The sequence below is a fragment of the Streptococcus sp. 263_SSPC genome (genome assembly GCF_001071995.1).
Taxonomy (GTDB): Bacteria; Bacillota; Bacilli; order Lactobacillales; family Aerococcaceae; genus Granulicatella.
Window position 1 is genome coordinate 41,548 of record NZ_JVNU01000032.1, and the last position, 14,599, is coordinate 56,146.

The window sequence follows — 14,599 nt, forward strand, 5'->3', positions numbered from 1 at the left end:
GGTTCATACACAATATGACTTAAACGTCATATTGATCGTTTCAGAGGAGGATTTTTTTCGAAATGGATTTAGTAATTTCTTCGATTTCTCAAGGGATATTATGGGGCGTATTATCTCTCGGGTTATTCATTAGTTTTCGAATTTTAAACATTGCAGATATGACGACTGAGGGGAGCTTTCCTCTTGGGGCTGCAACTTGTGTGATTTTGATTCAACAAGGGGTGAACCCATTTTTAGCAACGCTTGTAGCGATGATTGCCGGAGCGCTTGCTGGGGGAGTCACAGCGTTTCTTATGACCGTTTGTAAAATCCCAAGTTTATTAGCAGGGATTTTAACAATGACGTCTCTTTTATCCATCAACCTACGTGTGATGGGGAAAGCGAATATCACACTCCTTGGACAAGATACGATTTTTAGTGTCTTTTCAAAACTAGGCTTACCAAAGTATTTTGACATTATCATTATGGGGCTTGTCGTGATTGGGATTTTAATTTTCCTCATGTATTGCTTCTTCAAAACAGAATTTGGACAAGCACTGATTGCGACAGGGGACAACGAAAAGATGGCACGCGCGCTTGGAATTAACACGCGTAAAATGACGGTATTTGGCTTGATGCTCTCTAACGCACTCATCGCCTTAGCCGGTGCAATTCTAGCGCAAAACAATGGATACGCAGACGTAAACTCAGGTCTTGGAACGATTGTAATTGCGCTTGCTGCGATTATTATCGGTGAAGTGATTTTCGCCGACGAATCATTCGTTGGACGTCTTGTCTGCATCCTTTACGGATCAATTATTTATCGTTTATTATTGATGCTTGTGTTGTTACTCAATGTCTTCCAAGCAAACGACTTCAAACTCATCTCAGCAGCACTGATTGCATTCTGTTTAACAGTGCCACAAATAAAGAGCTGGATTCAGCAAAAAAGCACACGTCATAGAAAGGGGGAAAACTAAATGAGTATTGAAATTCAACACTTATCAAAAACATTTTTCCCTGGAACTTCACGTGAGCATAAGGCACTAAAAAACGTCAGCTTATCGATTCAAGAAGGAGACTTCATTACGATTGTCGGCGGAAATGGTGCAGGGAAATCGACTTTCCTAAACGCGATTGCTGGTAACTTTGCTTTAGATGGAGGAACAATCTCGTTTGGTGGTCATCAAATCGAACAGACGGCGGATTTTGAACGTGCGGCCTACATTAGCCGTGTTTTCCAAGACCCAATGCAAGGGACGGCTCCTCGTATGACAGTGGCTGAAAACTTAGCCTTGGCAAATCGTCGTGGTCAAAAACGTAGCCTGTTTAAAACGTCTTCTAAAGAAGAATTGCAACAATTCGAGGCCTTACTAGCCCCCCTAGGACTTGGCTTAGAAGACCGTCTTCATACAGAAATCGGACTATTATCAGGAGGACAACGTCAAGCCATTTCACTCCTCATGGCAACGATGAACGCTCCTCAGCTATTACTTTTAGACGAACATACAGCAGCGCTTGACCCGAAAACACAGCGCAAGATTATGCAGAAAACACAAGAAACCATCGAAGAAAAGAACTTAACCGCGCTTATGATTACACACAATCTATCTGACGCGATTCATTTTGGAAACCGACTTATTGTCATGCATCGTGGTGAAATCGTCCGCGATTTTGCAAAAGAGGAAAAAGCAGCATTAACAGAGGAAGAACTATTCCGATTAATGAATGCCCTTGACGAAGCAGACTTACAAGGTGAATAAAATAATGGAAGAAGTGAAAGAATTTTCATTTCTTCCTTTTTTTATGGACAGACTTTGTTATAATGAAAGAGAATAAATCGTAAAGGATGAGTGCAAGTGGAATTTTGGAGTCAGTTGAACCCTAGAAGATATCGCAAATCAGGGTATATTGCTATTGGCGCTTTGATTGGTGTCCTGGCGGGAAGTGCGGTTAGTTTATTTAGATATATGATTGGTTTTATTTTAGAACAAGTAGTGACCGTCTATTCGTTTTTAAGAGAACAACCGCAATGGATTCCGGCATGGATTCTCTTTAGCCTTGTAATGGGGGTTATTTTAGGACAAATTGTGAAAAGCGACCCCGATATTAAAGGAAGTGGGATTCCGCAAGTAGAATTGCAACTTCAAGGGAAAATGGATATGAATTGGTGGTCTGTCTGCTGGAAGAAATTCGTCGGTGGAGCGATTTCTATTGGTTCAGGGCTATTGCTTGGACGAGAAGGCCCATCCATCCAGTTGGGAGCTTCGGTAGGTCAAGGTGTGGCAGAAACATTTAAGGCCAATCGCGTTCAGAAAAATGTGTTTATTTCCAGTGGTGCAGGTGCCGGACTAGCAGCTGCGTTTAATGCACCGATTGCAGGGCTTATGTTCGTACTAGAAGAAGTTCATCATACATTTAGTCCGCTTGTTGCCGTGACGACTCTAACAGCAGCGATTGTGGCCAACTTCATTTCATTAAATGTATTTGGAGTTCATCCTTCGCTGAATCTCGGTAACGACCAACGCTTCCCGATGGAATATTATGGGTACGTTGTTTTACTCGGTATCATCCTTGCGATTTTCGGGTTAGCGTATCATCGCCTTACATTAGCCTTGCCAAAGATTTACAAGACACTTTTCCCAAAAGTAGCACCATATAATTACTGTATCATTGCCTTTATGCTCATTATTCCTCTTGGCATGTGGAATCCGCATGTGTTAGGTGGTGGTGGCGAGTTAGTATTAGCACTCGTTAAGGAAAATCACACTGTTCAATTTTTAGTGGGACTTTTCGTCATTCGTTTTGTTTATTCGATGATTTCATACGGAACAGGACTACCTGGCGGAATCTTCTTGCCGATTCTTTCTCTAGGTGCGCTTCTTGGATTAGCCTATGCAGAATTCTTAATTGATTTCTTAGGAGTGGACCCAAGCGTACGCGTGAGCTTCGTGTTCTTCGCGATGGCAGGATACTTTGCAGCGATTGGGAAAGCCCCTCTAACAGCCTTACTACTTGTAACGGAAATGGTAGGTGGCTTGAACCAATTAATGCCGCTTGGAATTTGTACATTAGTGGCTTATATCGTAGCTGACTTCTTGAAGATGGATCCAATCTATGAAGTATTAGCAGAGCGTTTAGATAAAGAACATTCAACGGATACAAAAGGAGAGCGCACAACCTTCGAAGTACCTGTGATGGTGGATAGTCCACTAGTTGAAAAAGCCATTCGCGATATTCAGTGGCCGCAAGAAATTATCATTGCGACCATTCGACGTGGCGCAAAAGAAATTATTGCTCGAGGGGATACGGTTATCCGTAGTGGCGACATTCTAATTGTGGTCTGTGATGAAGGAATAGTCGGCAAGATGACAGAAGAGATGACGCATCTTGTGACAGCTCCCTAGAGTTATTTTGCAATAAATGGTATACTGTGAAAATAAGAGGTGATACAGATGAGCGAACAAGGAAATGAATTACAAAGAAGTTTTAATCGATACTTAAGAAGAAACCAAGCATGGGTGTTTATCATCCTTACTGGTATCATTCTATTTGTGTCCGTATTCGTTTATCGTAGTTTCTCGAAATCGACGAAGACACCACTAGAAAATTACAAAGATCAGATTACACAAATGCAAGAACAAATCGATGCGCAAGAAACACGCATCCAGCAATTGGAAGAGCAAATCAAAAAAATGCAAGAAGAATCAAATAACTAATAAAGAAAACCACCTTGAACGGATAAATCGTTCAAGGTGATTTTTTGTAAAGAATGAAATGTATCATTTTTGATACGTATCAAAAATGATACATTTTTATTTTTTGAAAAATCGTTTGGAATTTGGTTTGTAAAGTAGTAGCTCGTTCTGGATGAAGCGAGTGACCTTCTAAATAAAGTGAATACGGTACTTCGATTTGAACGGCTTCAATTCTTGCTTGTTTTCCAAAGGTCGCAATAATATTGCCCCCAGAAAATGGAGTATCTACTTGAGTGGTTAATCCTTCATCATGAAAGAGAAGTTGGAGTTGTTTCAAGGTATCTTGACTTAAAGTCTGTTTCTTGCGCGTTCCTAAAATAATGTCGCTTGTCCCAAAAAGCTTGTCATCATAACTATGTAAATCGACCAACAACACTCTTTCATGCTGTTCTAACTTTTCGTTCAATAGATTTTCTAAATGAAGGTAGTAGGGCGTGTAATACCGCTCCAACCAATCGGCTTGTTTTTGCTTCGAAGGATAGTTGTTAAGTAACTGATTGCCTACTTCATCAATTCTGGGAATGATGGGTTGTATTGCTTTCCCTGTACGTGGTTTAAAACGATTCACGTCTACAATATAGCGAGAAACGGTAGCCGCTAGAGTCGTTTCGGAAAGTGGAGTCACAAGTTCCTGAAGTGACCAGTCCGTATGTTCACGCTTGGCTGCTAGATTACAAAGCGGAGCAATGTCTTGTGGGATAGCTGTTCCACTATGCGGAATCGAAATCACAAGAGGAGAATTCGTTCTTTCGTAAATGACTTTCACTAGGGCACCTTCTTTCGTTTTTCAATATTCCTAGTATAGCAAACGAACCAGAGATTGTGTATAATGGATACTATCGAAAAGGAGTGAGTTTTATGGCTGAAATTAAATTAGTACCAAGAAGTGAAGTAGATCCTTCTATTACATGGGATATGACTTTACTTTATCCAAGCGACGAAGCATTTTATGCAGAGTTGGACAAATTAAAGAAAGAAATGAAAGCTTTCAAAGAAAAATACGAAAACCAATTAGGCGATTTAGAAGTATTGGATGAAGCGATTCGCAAGTATGAAGAGATTGAATTAGCAGTATACCGCGCTTCTCATTATGCAGAATTACCAATGACAGTTGATCGCTTGAATCCAAAAGTGGTGGAAAATGCGACAGCGTTTGAAGCAGTCAGCGTATCATATGCGGAAAACATGAGCTTTGTAATGACGGAATTGATTTCATTAGACGAAGCCTTCTTAAACCAATTCGTGGCAGAGAAGAGACCAGACTTAGCATACTTTGTTGAAAAAGTGATTCGTCAAAAGAAACATACGCTCTCAAAAGATGCAGAACAAGTGCTATCAAACTTAAGCAGCTTACCAAGTTTCTATCAATTATATGAAGTAACAAAACACGAAGATATGCAATTTGAGTCATTTGAAGCAAACGGCAAGACGCTTGAAAACAGCTTCGTATTATACGAAAACTTACATGAAATGGATCCTGACAAAGAAGTTCGTCGCGCTGCGGCTAAGAGCTTCTATAAAACATTAAACGCATATAAAAATACAGTTGCTAATGAATACATTTCTCAATTGAAGAAAGAAAAAATGATGGCAACAATGCGCGGATATGACAGCGTGATTGACTACTTATTAGATGAACAAGATGGGGACCGTGAATTATACGACCGTCAAATTCGTATGCTCATGACAGACTTAGCTCCTCACATGCAACGCTATATTAAATTATTAGCGAAAGAGCATGGCATTTCTGATATGCAATTCATGGATGCGAAAATCAACTTAGATCCAGAATTCGAAGTGGATATGACGATTGAAGAATCTCGTGAGTACTTGAAGAAAGCTTTAGGTATTCTTGGTGAAGACTACAAAGCGATGATTGATGAAAGTTATGACAAACGCTGGACAGACTTCCCACAAAACATTGGTAAGAGCACTGGTGGATTCTGTGCAACTGTTCCTAACGTTGCTGGATTTATCCTATTATCATGGACAGGTAAAATGAACGAAGTGTTCGTGTTAGCGCACGAATTAGGGCATGCATACCACTTCATGTCAACTGGTAAACATCAATCGATTTTAAACAATGAATGTTCATTATACTTCGTTGAAGCTCCTTCAACATGTAATGAAGTCATCGTTTCAAACTACTTACTTAAAACAAGTACAGACGCTCGTTTCAAACGTTGGGTTATCAGTAATATGATTAGCCGTACGTATTTCCACAACATGGTAACGCACTACATGGAAGCTGTGTACCAAGATCGTATTTACAAGATGATTGATAACAATGAAATGTTAAACGCAGATGTATTATCAACCGTGAAAAAAGAAGTGATGCAAGAATTCTTCGGTGACAGCTTAGTTGTGAACGAAGGGGCAGAGTTAACTTGGATGCGTCAACCTCACTATTACATGGGATTATATCCATATACGTATTCAGCTGGTCTGACAATCGGTACTGCGATTGCGAACCAAATCGAAGAAAATCCTGAACACGCTAAAGTGTGGTTAGATACTTTATCTAAAGGTGGAAGCATGTCTGCTAAAGACTTAGCAATTCATGCAGGTTGCGATGTTTCAACAGATGAACCATTGAAACAAGCGATTGCTTACGTTGGACATTTAGTAGACCAATTAGAAAGCTTAACAGCAGAATTAAAAGCATAAAATATAATAAAACTCGCTACGATTTTCAAAAGTTTGTTGTAGCGAGTTTTATAGTATATACATAAGGAAAACATTGTGATAAAATTAATTTGAATAAAATGAGTAAAAATAGGGGCGCTGAGAAATATGGAAAGGAGAATGTGTGGTTTTGCTCATTAAATATAAAAAGTTAGGAGAGAAAAATTATGTCAACATTTTATGTACCAGCAATTAACTTAATCGGAAGAGGAGTCGTTAAAGAAATTGGACCTTACGTAAAAGATCTAGGATATCATAAAGCTCTTTTAGTAACGGATAAATTTATCGAATCAAGTGATATTCTTCCTAAAGTCACAGAACCTTTAAAAGAAGCAGGTGTAGACTTCGTTATTTACTCTGATGTAGAACCAAACCCAACTTGTAAAAATGTTAACGATGGGGTTGCTGCATTAAAAGAAAACAACTGTGACTTCATTATCAGCTTAGGTGGTGGATCACCTCAAGACTGTGCAAGCTGTATTTCAGTAATTGCAACAAACGGTGGAAAACCACAAGACTACGAAGGATTACACAAATCTGCTAAAAAAGGTTTACCAGTTGTTGCTATCAACACAACTGCTGGTACTTCAGCTGAAATTACAATCAACTACGTAATTACAGACGAAGAAAGAAAAGTTAAAATGGTAATGGTTGATAAAAACAGCCTAGCTTTAATCTCTGTAAACGACCCTGAATTAATGGTATCTAAACCAGCAGCATTAACTGCAGCAACAGGTATGGATGCTTTAACTCACGCGGTTGAAGCTTTAGTAACTCCAGGTGCTTACGGCGTTACTAAGAAATTATCAATTGGTGCAATCGAACTCATTAAAGAATACTTACCACGTGCTGTTAAAGACGGCCATGATATCGAAGCTCGTGAAGGTATGGTGAACGCAATCTTCTTAGGCGGTATGTCATTCAACAACGCTGGACTAGGATATGTTCACTCAATGGCTCACCAATTAGGTGCTGTTTACAAACTTCCACACGGTGTATGCTGTGCTATGTTATTACCAGTAATCGAACGCGAAAATGCAAAACGTGTTCCAGCTGCATTCCGTGATGTTGCAAAAGCTTTAGGTTTACAAACTGAAGGTAAATCTGATGAAGAATGTGCAGCATACGCAATCAAAGAAATCGAAACTCTTTCTGAAACAGTAGGTATTCCTAAGAAATTAACTGAATTAGGAATTGAAGAAAAAGACTTCGACTTCGAATATCTATCTAAGAATGCGTTAATCGATGCTTGTGCACCAGGTAACCCATTCATGCCAACATTAGAAGAAACAATTGCTTTCTACAAAGAATTGTTCTAATCGGTAAAACAAAAATATTCGTATAGCTTTTAAACGTGGAGTATTGTCACCCCCAGTGAAACGTCAATGCTCCACGTTTTATTTTCACGGAAATTTATGAAAACGCATTAATTTGTGCTTGCTATTTAATGAAACCTGGTCTAGTATTAAGATATTAAGTATTTAGGAGGAAATGGAATGATAGGGTTAATTCTTACTGGGCATGGACAATTTGCTGTTGGAGTGGGACAAGCGTTAGAGATGATCGCTGGAAAACAAGCGGCATATCGCGTGGTTCCATTTTTAGAAAGTGATCCAATGGATGCTCTTGAAAATAATTTAAGAAATGCAATGGCTGAATTGCAAGAAGAAACAGAAGGGATCGTTGTATTTGCGGACCTTTTAGGAGGAAGTCCATTCAAGGCTGCTATGTTAGCTTCTGTTGATTTTGAAAATGTGGAAGTTGTTGTGGGAACAAACTTACCAATGCTGATTGAAATTGCAATGTTACGTGAATTTGCTGCAAGTGCGCAAGACGTGGTAACACAAAGCCTATTAGCTGGTAAAGAAGCCATCCAACAAGTAAGCTTACCAACGATTCAACATAATGACATTGATGAATTTGATGACGAGGATGGGATTTAATGACTGCCAATATTATTTTAGTGAGTTCCCTTACGTTCATCGTATTCGTTGTTGTAATTTTAGGGATTTATTATATCTTTTCAAGAAAAAACATGAAACGTCAACAGCAATATTTTGAGAAATTACATGAAGCATTACAAGCTGGAAAACGTGTTGTCTGTGCGAATGGATTATATGGTACTGTAAAGAAAGTTGACGAAGAAAAAGTGGATGTTGAGATTGCAAAAGGCGTCGTGATTACGGTATCTCGTTTTGCAATTTCTGAAGTCTTATAAGCGGTGACTGTATGCAATCGATTTTTGGAGAGTTTTATACAGGAGCTGACGGTAAGGATTATTTCTATCTGCCATTCTTAAAGACGGTTTATCATATTCCGACAGATGACTTAGTGACTTTTAATGCCTTTAGACATCGCTTTGTGATTGCATTTGCGCTAGGAGCTATTTTCTATAGTTTCTTTCCAGCAGACGTGTTGCTGTGCGTATTTGTAGGAGCGTTATTCTACGCGCTTGCGACAGTGGCATATGTGAAGAGTATTTTGCCAAAGTACGTGGTGGAAAAGGGAGTTCAAGAAGGAGACTTGAACCGAGCAAAGCAAAATGAACAGCAAGGATTCCTTGCTAAAACATTACTCGTTAGTTTAGCAGGAGTTCTGATTATCGCTGGAAGTTTCTTTGTCTCAGGTGAGTTGGTGAACCGAATGATTATTATCGCATTCGGCGTGATTGTCACTATCAGTGGGACTAGTTCTATTATCGGAAAATCAAAATAAAATGAAATGGAAGCTTAAATTCTAAGCTTCTTTTTTTATGGAAAAAATTTAGAGGGGGGCTTTGTTAATTGTGAAGAAATTCAAATTTATTTGTAGAGATTAGTGAGAGTTGTCTGACATCAAAATGGTTGAAAAAGCATTTATATATAATGTTTTACAAATTAGCAATACAAAAATGTGATAAAAACTCAAAAATGAAGAATTTATTAAAAAAGTTTTACTAAAACGCTTCCAAAAGATCGAGGGATTATGTATAATGAATTTAGCTTTTTATGAAAGGAGAGCTAGTAATGCCAAATATTTTATTAACACGAATTGACAATCGTATGATTCACGGTCAAGTTGCAACTCAATGGTCATCTTACTTAGGGGCCAACCTACTGCTTGTTGCTAACGACAAAGTAGCTGCGGATTCGATGCGTCAAGGGTTAATGGATATGGCTGCTCCAACTGGTGCGCAAACGCGTTATTTCACTATTGAAAAAACGATTAATGTCATTGGTAAAGCAGCAGAACGTCAGTTGATTTTCATTATCTGTGAAAATCCTCAAGACGTAGTGAAATTAGTAGAGGGAGGAGTGCCAATCAAGAAGGTTAACATTGGGAACATGCACATGGCGGAAGGAAAACGTCAAGTTGCAGGTGTTGTTGCGGTTGATGATGCAGATGTTGCTGCATTTAGAAGACTGCAGGAGTTAGGTGTCGAACTTGAAATTCAGAAAGTACCAACTGAAGGAAAAGAAGACGTTTCGAAATTATTCCAATAATTTTTATTTATAAAAGGGGTCAATGAATATGCAAGCAAGTTTTATTCAAATCTTATTAGTATTCCTTGTAACTTTTGTTGCTGCGATTGACCAATTCAGCTTTTTAGAATCACTATACCAACCTATCGTAATGGGTCCAGTGATCGGAGCTATTTTGGGCGACGTACAAACAGGGTTAGTTGTTGGGGGTACTTACCAATTAATGACAATCGGTAACATGCCAGTCGGTGGGGCACAACCACCTAATGCCGTAATCGGAGGAATTATGGCGACAGTATTAGCTATCAGCCTTAAATTAGAACCAGCTGCTGCAGTAGGTGCTGCTGTTCCATTTGCGCTTTTAGGTCAATATGGCGTTACTTTAATCTTTGCTTTAATGTCACCAATGATGGCTGTGGCTGATAAGTATGCACAAGATGCAAATCCAAAAGGAATTGCTCGTTTGAACTACTTAGCAATGGCTGCTTTAGGAGCTATCTTTGGTCTTGTAGTTGTATTATTCTTCATCGGTGGACAAGCTATCGGGGATACTTTAACAAAATCTATTCCTGAATGGTTCATGGGAGGATTAGGTGCTGCCGGTGGTATGATGCGCTTCGTAGGGTTCGCAATCTTACTAAAAGTAATGGTTTCTAAAGAACTATGGGGCTTCTACTTCTTAGGTTTTGCTTTAGCAAACATTGTTTCTGCAAGTGAAAGCTTAGCTGGATCTGCATTAGTATTATTAGCGTTCATTGGTTTTGCAATTGCATACTGGGATTTCCAAATCCAAACAAAATTCAAAACAGCGGGTGCTAGCATTGTGAACGATGGAGGTGAAGAAGATGGCATATAATATTCCAGATTCTTATAAAAACCAAACGCCTGCTCCACGCTTAGATAAAGCAACGTTAAACAAAATGGCATGGCGTTCAATTTTCTTACAATCTTCTTTCAACTATGAACGTATGCAAGCAGGTGGCTGGTTATACGGTATTTTACCAGGGTTGGAAAAAATCCATACAGACAAAGATGACTTAGCTGCATCTATGTCTCATAACTTAGAGTTCTTCAATACTCACCCATTCTTAGTAACATTCGTAATGGGGATTGTATTATCTCTTGAACAAAACAAAGCAGATATTCCAACAATCCGTGCGGTACGTGTTGCTGCAATGGGACCATTGGGGGGTATCGGTGACGCTTTATTCTGGTTTACATTAGTTCCAATCGTAGCCGGTATTTCTTCAGACTTTGCGTTAAAAGGAAGCATCGCTGGACCATTACTATTCTTAGCGGTATTTAATATCTTCCAATTTGCAATTCGTTACTGGTTAATGCACTGGTCTTACAACTTAGGGACAGATGCAATCGGTATCTTTACTGCAAATGCCAAAGAATTCACTCGTGCTGCTTCAATCCTAGGGGTATTCGTTGTTGGGGCTTTAACTAGCCTTTACGGTGGCACTAAATTAGGAATTCAAATCGCAAATGGTGAAAAACCAATTGTTATCCAAGCAATCTTAGATGGTGTATTACCAAAATTAATTCCATTAGGAATTACTTTAGGACTTTACTACTTATTAGCGCGTAAAAAATGGACGCCATTACGTTGTATCGTTCTTCTATTAGTTGCCGGAATCGGTCTTGCATTCTTAGGAAACTTACTAGGAGTTAAATTCTGGGGTTAGTCCCTGAACAATAAAAATAAGCTAGGCATCATGCCTAGCTTATTTTTTGTTGTTTCTTAAAAGTGTTTTTTCGTAATAGCTTTAATACGATCTGCAAGGAATACCGCAACGACTAATTTTCCTAAGTCAGGAAGAATGAATGGATATAAACCGAAACCAAGAATTTGTTGAAGGCTTAGTTCTTGCATCTTAATGCTTAAGAGTACGAAAGTCATATATGGAATTCCGATGAGGTAGAAGATGACTTCACCCACAAGAGCAGCAATCACCCAACCGAAGATATTGTTGATGCGGTTTCCGATAAATGAAATCACAGGTGCTGCAACCATAAATCCAATAACAAAACCAAATGATGGAGAAATAAATAATGCAGTTCCTCCCCCTAATAAGAAAAGTAATAGGAAGTGAATAAATTGAGCAGCAAAAGCGCCAACTGGTGGCAATAGTAATGATGCCAAAATAACTGTGGCTGTTTGTGCTGAGAATGGTACTGGACCAATCGGAATTTTTAAGTAGCTAGATACATAGCAGAGTGCTCCTAAAAGTGCTGCGAGCACAATGGTTTTAATCGATAATTTTTTCATGAGGTTAACTCCTAATCTTTTAGTTTTCTGGACGAATACTTACTTCGCCGTATGATAATGAATGAATGGTTCCGTCATCCGTTTGGACGATGAGGTGACCGTTATTGTCTACGCTTTTGGCAGTGGCAGGATATGTTTTCATACCGCTAATGACATTGATTTTCTTGCCGACAATGATGGAATGATCTTTGTATTCTTGCATGAAGTCTCGCTTACCGGCATTGATGTCTTCGTAACATTGATTCCATTCTTTTAGGAAACGGGCAACGAATTCATTGCGGCTAAAACCATCTGGAATCTCTTGTGGAGAAAAGAGGGAACCGATAATCGGTTTTAAATCCTCTGGAATAATAGCGCCATCGATATGCAAGTTAATTCCCATTCCGACAATCAGTGCATCGACTTTTTGGGCTTCAATATTCGTCACGGCTTCTGTTAAGATGCCGGCAATTTTTTTGTCGTGATAGTAGAGGTCGTTCACCCATTTAATCCCAATTTTTTCATGGATAAAGGATTCCACCGCTCGTGTTGCGGCAACTGCAGTAGCACAAGTGATTAGCGAAATGCTGTCCAAATCACCTTCTGGGAAAATGCAGATACTCATATAAAGTCCAGATTTTGGTGGAGAGAGGAATGTTCTTCCTAGTCGACCACGACCTGCCGTTTGCTCTTCTGCAATAAAGAAGGTTGGGACTCTCGAGCCTGATGCCCCATATGTTTTAGCCAAATCATTGGTTGAAGTAGTTGTTTCAAAAACTTGAATATCCCAATCTTGAAGAGCCTCTCCCAAATGAGTGCGAATGCCTTCAAGGGTTAACAAATCCGTCTGTCTGGATAATTGATACCCAACTTTTGTACTTGAGGTGATTTCGTATCCATCTTTTTTTAATTGCTGGATGGCTTTCCACACAGCAGTACGAGAAAGATTCAGTTGTTCTGCGATATCTTGTCCTGAAAGAGGTTTGTCCACGGTACTATATAAAAGACGTAAAACGTCCTGTTTAGTGCTCATAATATCCTCCTTTCATCAGTATTCATGTTTTTAAGTGTAACAGATTCGAAACGATTGTCAACTGTAAATATTGTTAAGGTTAACAATAAGTGCAAACGATTAAAAGATAGCGGATTCTTGTGTGAACATGGTATAATAATTGAGAACATTTAGTGAAAGGAATTTCAGTATGAAAAAATTAGTCATTAACGGCGGTAAACCACTTAAAGGCGAAGTAACCATTAGTGGAGCTAAAAACAGTACAGTAGCTTTAATTCCGGCTGCTATTATCGCAAATGAACCAGTTGTATTAGAAGGTGTCCCTGAGATTCAGGACGTAGATGCTTTAATTGAAATTTTAAATGATTTTAACGTAAAAACAGAATTCGTTGATGGAACGTTAACCATCGACCCAAGAGAGATGAAATCAATCCCGATGCCAAAAGGGAAAATTCAAAGCATGCGTGCTTCGTATTACTTTATGGGAGCAACTCTTGCTAAATTCGGTGAAGGGGTTGTTGGACTTCCAGGTGGCTGCTTCTTAGGCCCTCGTCCAATTGACCAACATTTAAAAGGTTTCAAAGCGCTTGGTGCTGATGTGAAAGATCATGATGGTGCTATCTACTTATCTACGGACGAAGAAGGCTTAGTTGGTACGAAAATTTATATGGACGTTGTGTCTGTAGGTGCGACAATCAATGTATTACTAGCATCTGTTCGTGCAAAAGGAAAAACGATTATCGAAAATGCTGCGCGTGAACCAGAAATTATTGATGTAGTGACTTTATTAAATAAAATGGGAGCTAATATTAAAGGTGCTGGAACAAGCGTAATCCGTGTGGAAGGTGTTGACCAATTACATGGATGTACGCATACGATTATTCCGGACCGTATTGAAGCAGGAACGTATTTATCAATTGCAGCAGCGGTTGGTGAAGGTATTCGTGTGAAAAACGTGATCTTCGAACACTTAGAAAGTCTCATTGCGAAGATGAACGAAATGGGCGTAAAGATGGAAGTTGGCGAAGACGATATTTATGTTTTCCCGACAAATGAGTTAAAAGCTGTGAACATCAAAACAATGCCTTATCCAGGTTTTGCAACAGACTTGCAACAAACCATTACACCGCTCTTTAGTAAAGCAACAGGAACAGCCATGGTTGTCGATACAATTTATCCAAAACGTGTTGGTCACGTAGCAGAATTGAATCGTATGGGCGCTCGTGGAAAAGTCATTGAAGACATCATTACATTTGAAGGGCCGACACTATTAGTCGGTGCCGAAGTTGCAGCCAGCGATCTACGTGCGGGGGCTGGACTTGTGGTAGCTGGTTTAATGGCTGAAGGAACAACGAAGATTTCAAATATCGGACATATCCTACGTGGTTATTCAAATATCGTTGAAAAACTACAAGCATTAGGTGCCGATATTACGATGATTGAAGAGTAA

General features: G+C 39.2%; 16 protein-coding genes. 13 read left to right on the plus strand and 3 right to left on the minus strand.

Going from position 1 to position 14,599, the window contains the following annotated elements:
* Positions 1 to 62 precede the first annotated feature (62 nt).
* The 4 genes from ADH02_RS04835 to ADH02_RS04850 all read left to right on the plus strand — a co-directional run bounded on the left by ADH02_RS04835 (position 63) and on the right by ADH02_RS04850 (position 3,698).
* Positions 63 to 959, plus strand: coding sequence for an ABC transporter permease (locus ADH02_RS04835; protein ID WP_005606919.1), 897 nt, complete (start codon positions 63 to 65; stop codon positions 957 to 959).
* A complete protein-coding gene (locus ADH02_RS04840; protein WP_048782994.1) occupies positions 960 to 1,742 on the plus strand; it encodes an ABC transporter ATP-binding protein in 783 nt (260 codons plus the stop codon). It abuts the gene before it with no gap.
* A gap of 96 nt (positions 1,743 to 1,838) precedes the next feature.
* Positions 1,839 to 3,386 (plus strand): ClC family H(+)/Cl(-) exchange transporter, encoded by a 1,548-nt coding sequence (locus tag ADH02_RS04845; protein ID WP_048782996.1) that lies wholly within the window; start codon positions 1,839 to 1,841, stop codon positions 3,384 to 3,386.
* Positions 3,387 to 3,434: 48 nt separating this feature from the next.
* Entirely contained in the window at positions 3,435 to 3,698 is a 264-nt protein-coding gene (locus ADH02_RS04850) for a hypothetical protein (RefSeq protein WP_048782998.1), read from the plus strand.
* Between the two features lie 79 nt (positions 3,699 to 3,777).
* Here the strand turns inward: ADH02_RS04850 and ADH02_RS04855 are convergent, their stop codons facing one another.
* Positions 3,778 to 4,503 carry an N-formylglutamate amidohydrolase gene (locus tag ADH02_RS04855; RefSeq protein ID WP_048783000.1) on the minus strand — a complete coding sequence of 242 codons (726 nt, stop codon included), beginning with the start codon at positions 4,501 to 4,503 and terminating at the stop codon, positions 3,778 to 3,780.
* Positions 4,504 to 4,595: 92 nt separating this feature from the next.
* Between ADH02_RS04855 and pepF the strand changes: the two genes are divergently transcribed.
* From pepF to ADH02_RS04895, 8 genes are all read left to right on the plus strand, one after another.
* Positions 4,596 to 6,404 (plus strand): oligoendopeptidase F, encoded by a 1,809-nt coding sequence (pepF, locus tag ADH02_RS04860; RefSeq protein WP_048783002.1) that lies wholly within the window; start codon positions 4,596 to 4,598, stop codon positions 6,402 to 6,404.
* Positions 6,405 to 6,589: 185 nt separating this feature from the next.
* Positions 6,590 to 7,741 (plus strand): iron-containing alcohol dehydrogenase, encoded by a 1,152-nt coding sequence (locus ADH02_RS04865; protein ID WP_048783004.1) that lies wholly within the window; start codon positions 6,590 to 6,592, stop codon positions 7,739 to 7,741.
* A gap of 177 nt (positions 7,742 to 7,918) precedes the next feature.
* Positions 7,919 to 8,365, plus strand: a complete 447-nt coding sequence (locus tag ADH02_RS04870; RefSeq protein ID WP_053091399.1) for a PTS sugar transporter subunit IIA — start codon at positions 7,919 to 7,921, stop codon at positions 8,363 to 8,365.
* Positions 8,365 to 8,640, plus strand: a complete 276-nt coding sequence (yajC, locus tag ADH02_RS04875) for a preprotein translocase subunit YajC (protein ID WP_048783006.1) — start codon at positions 8,365 to 8,367, stop codon at positions 8,638 to 8,640. Before ADH02_RS04870 ends, yajC begins: the two co-directional genes overlap by 1 nt.
* 11 nt (positions 8,641 to 8,651) lie before the next feature.
* Positions 8,652 to 9,137, plus strand: a complete 486-nt coding sequence (locus ADH02_RS04880) for a hypothetical protein (RefSeq protein WP_048783007.1) — start codon at positions 8,652 to 8,654, stop codon at positions 9,135 to 9,137.
* A gap of 290 nt (positions 9,138 to 9,427) precedes the next feature.
* The gene (gene agaV, locus ADH02_RS04885; protein ID WP_048783009.1) at positions 9,428 to 9,904 is read left to right on the plus strand and encodes a PTS N-acetylgalactosamine transporter subunit IIB; all 477 of its coding nucleotides are present in this window, start codon (positions 9,428 to 9,430) and stop codon (positions 9,902 to 9,904) included.
* A 28-nt stretch (positions 9,905 to 9,932) separates the two neighbouring features.
* On the plus strand, positions 9,933 to 10,739 hold the full coding sequence (locus ADH02_RS04890) for a PTS mannose/fructose/sorbose/N-acetylgalactosamine transporter subunit IIC (RefSeq protein WP_048783011.1): 807 nt from the start codon (positions 9,933 to 9,935) through the stop codon (positions 10,737 to 10,739).
* Complete coding sequence (locus ADH02_RS04895) at positions 10,729 to 11,574, plus strand: PTS system mannose/fructose/sorbose family transporter subunit IID (RefSeq protein ID WP_048783012.1); 846 nt, start codon at positions 10,729 to 10,731, stop codon at positions 11,572 to 11,574. The genes ADH02_RS04890 and ADH02_RS04895 overlap by 11 nt, the downstream gene beginning before the upstream one ends.
* 56 nt (positions 11,575 to 11,630) lie before the next feature.
* Here ADH02_RS04895 and ADH02_RS04900 read toward each other — a convergent pair whose 3' ends face one another.
* Together ADH02_RS04900 and ADH02_RS04905 are read right to left on the minus strand one after the other, a co-directional pair.
* Positions 11,631 to 12,158: a biotin transporter BioY gene (locus ADH02_RS04900; protein WP_048783014.1), complete on the minus strand. Its 528-nt coding sequence runs from the start codon at positions 12,156 to 12,158 to the stop codon at positions 11,631 to 11,633.
* 19 nt (positions 12,159 to 12,177) lie between these two features.
* On the minus strand, positions 12,178 to 13,170 hold the full coding sequence (locus ADH02_RS04905; RefSeq protein WP_048783016.1) for a biotin--[acetyl-CoA-carboxylase] ligase: 993 nt from the start codon (positions 13,168 to 13,170) through the stop codon (positions 12,178 to 12,180).
* Between the two features lie 169 nt (positions 13,171 to 13,339).
* Here ADH02_RS04905 and ADH02_RS04910 point away from each other — a divergent pair, with 169 nt between their 5' ends.
* A complete protein-coding gene (locus ADH02_RS04910) occupies positions 13,340 to 14,599 on the plus strand; it encodes a UDP-N-acetylglucosamine 1-carboxyvinyltransferase (RefSeq protein WP_048783018.1) in 1,260 nt (419 codons plus the stop codon).

Bases quoted from the DNA above. Each gene is read 5' to 3' on its own strand.
- ADH02_RS04890 (WP_048783011.1), top strand. From the start codon at position 9,933: ATGCAAGCAAGTTTTATTCAAATCTTATTAGTATTCCTTGTAACTTTT.
- ADH02_RS04840 (WP_048782994.1), top strand. From the start codon at position 960: ATGAGTATTGAAATTCAACACTTATCAAAAACATTTTTCCCTGGAACT.
- agaV (WP_048783009.1), top strand. From the start codon at position 9,428: ATGCCAAATATTTTATTAACACGAATTGACAATCGTATGATTCACGGT.
- ADH02_RS04895 (WP_048783012.1), top strand. From the start codon at position 10,729: ATGGCATATAATATTCCAGATTCTTATAAAAACCAAACGCCTGCTCCA.
- ADH02_RS04880 (WP_048783007.1), top strand. From the start codon at position 8,652: ATGCAATCGATTTTTGGAGAGTTTTATACAGGAGCTGACGGTAAGGAT.
- ADH02_RS04835 (WP_005606919.1), top strand. From the start codon at position 63: ATGGATTTAGTAATTTCTTCGATTTCTCAAGGGATATTATGGGGCGTA.
- ADH02_RS04865 (WP_048783004.1), top strand. From the start codon at position 6,590: ATGTCAACATTTTATGTACCAGCAATTAACTTAATCGGAAGAGGAGTC.
- ADH02_RS04905 (WP_048783016.1), bottom strand. From the start codon at position 13,170: ATGAGCACTAAACAGGACGTTTTACGTCTTTTATATAGTACCGTGGAC.
- ADH02_RS04900 (WP_048783014.1), bottom strand. From the start codon at position 12,158: ATGAAAAAATTATCGATTAAAACCATTGTGCTCGCAGCACTTTTAGGA.
- pepF (WP_048783002.1), top strand. From the start codon at position 4,596: ATGGCTGAAATTAAATTAGTACCAAGAAGTGAAGTAGATCCTTCTATT.
- yajC (WP_048783006.1), top strand. From the start codon at position 8,365: ATGACTGCCAATATTATTTTAGTGAGTTCCCTTACGTTCATCGTATTC.
- ADH02_RS04910 (WP_048783018.1), top strand. From the start codon at position 13,340: ATGAAAAAATTAGTCATTAACGGCGGTAAACCACTTAAAGGCGAAGTA.
- ADH02_RS04870 (WP_053091399.1), top strand. From the start codon at position 7,919: ATGATAGGGTTAATTCTTACTGGGCATGGACAATTTGCTGTTGGAGTG.
- ADH02_RS04850 (WP_048782998.1), top strand. From the start codon at position 3,435: ATGAGCGAACAAGGAAATGAATTACAAAGAAGTTTTAATCGATACTTA.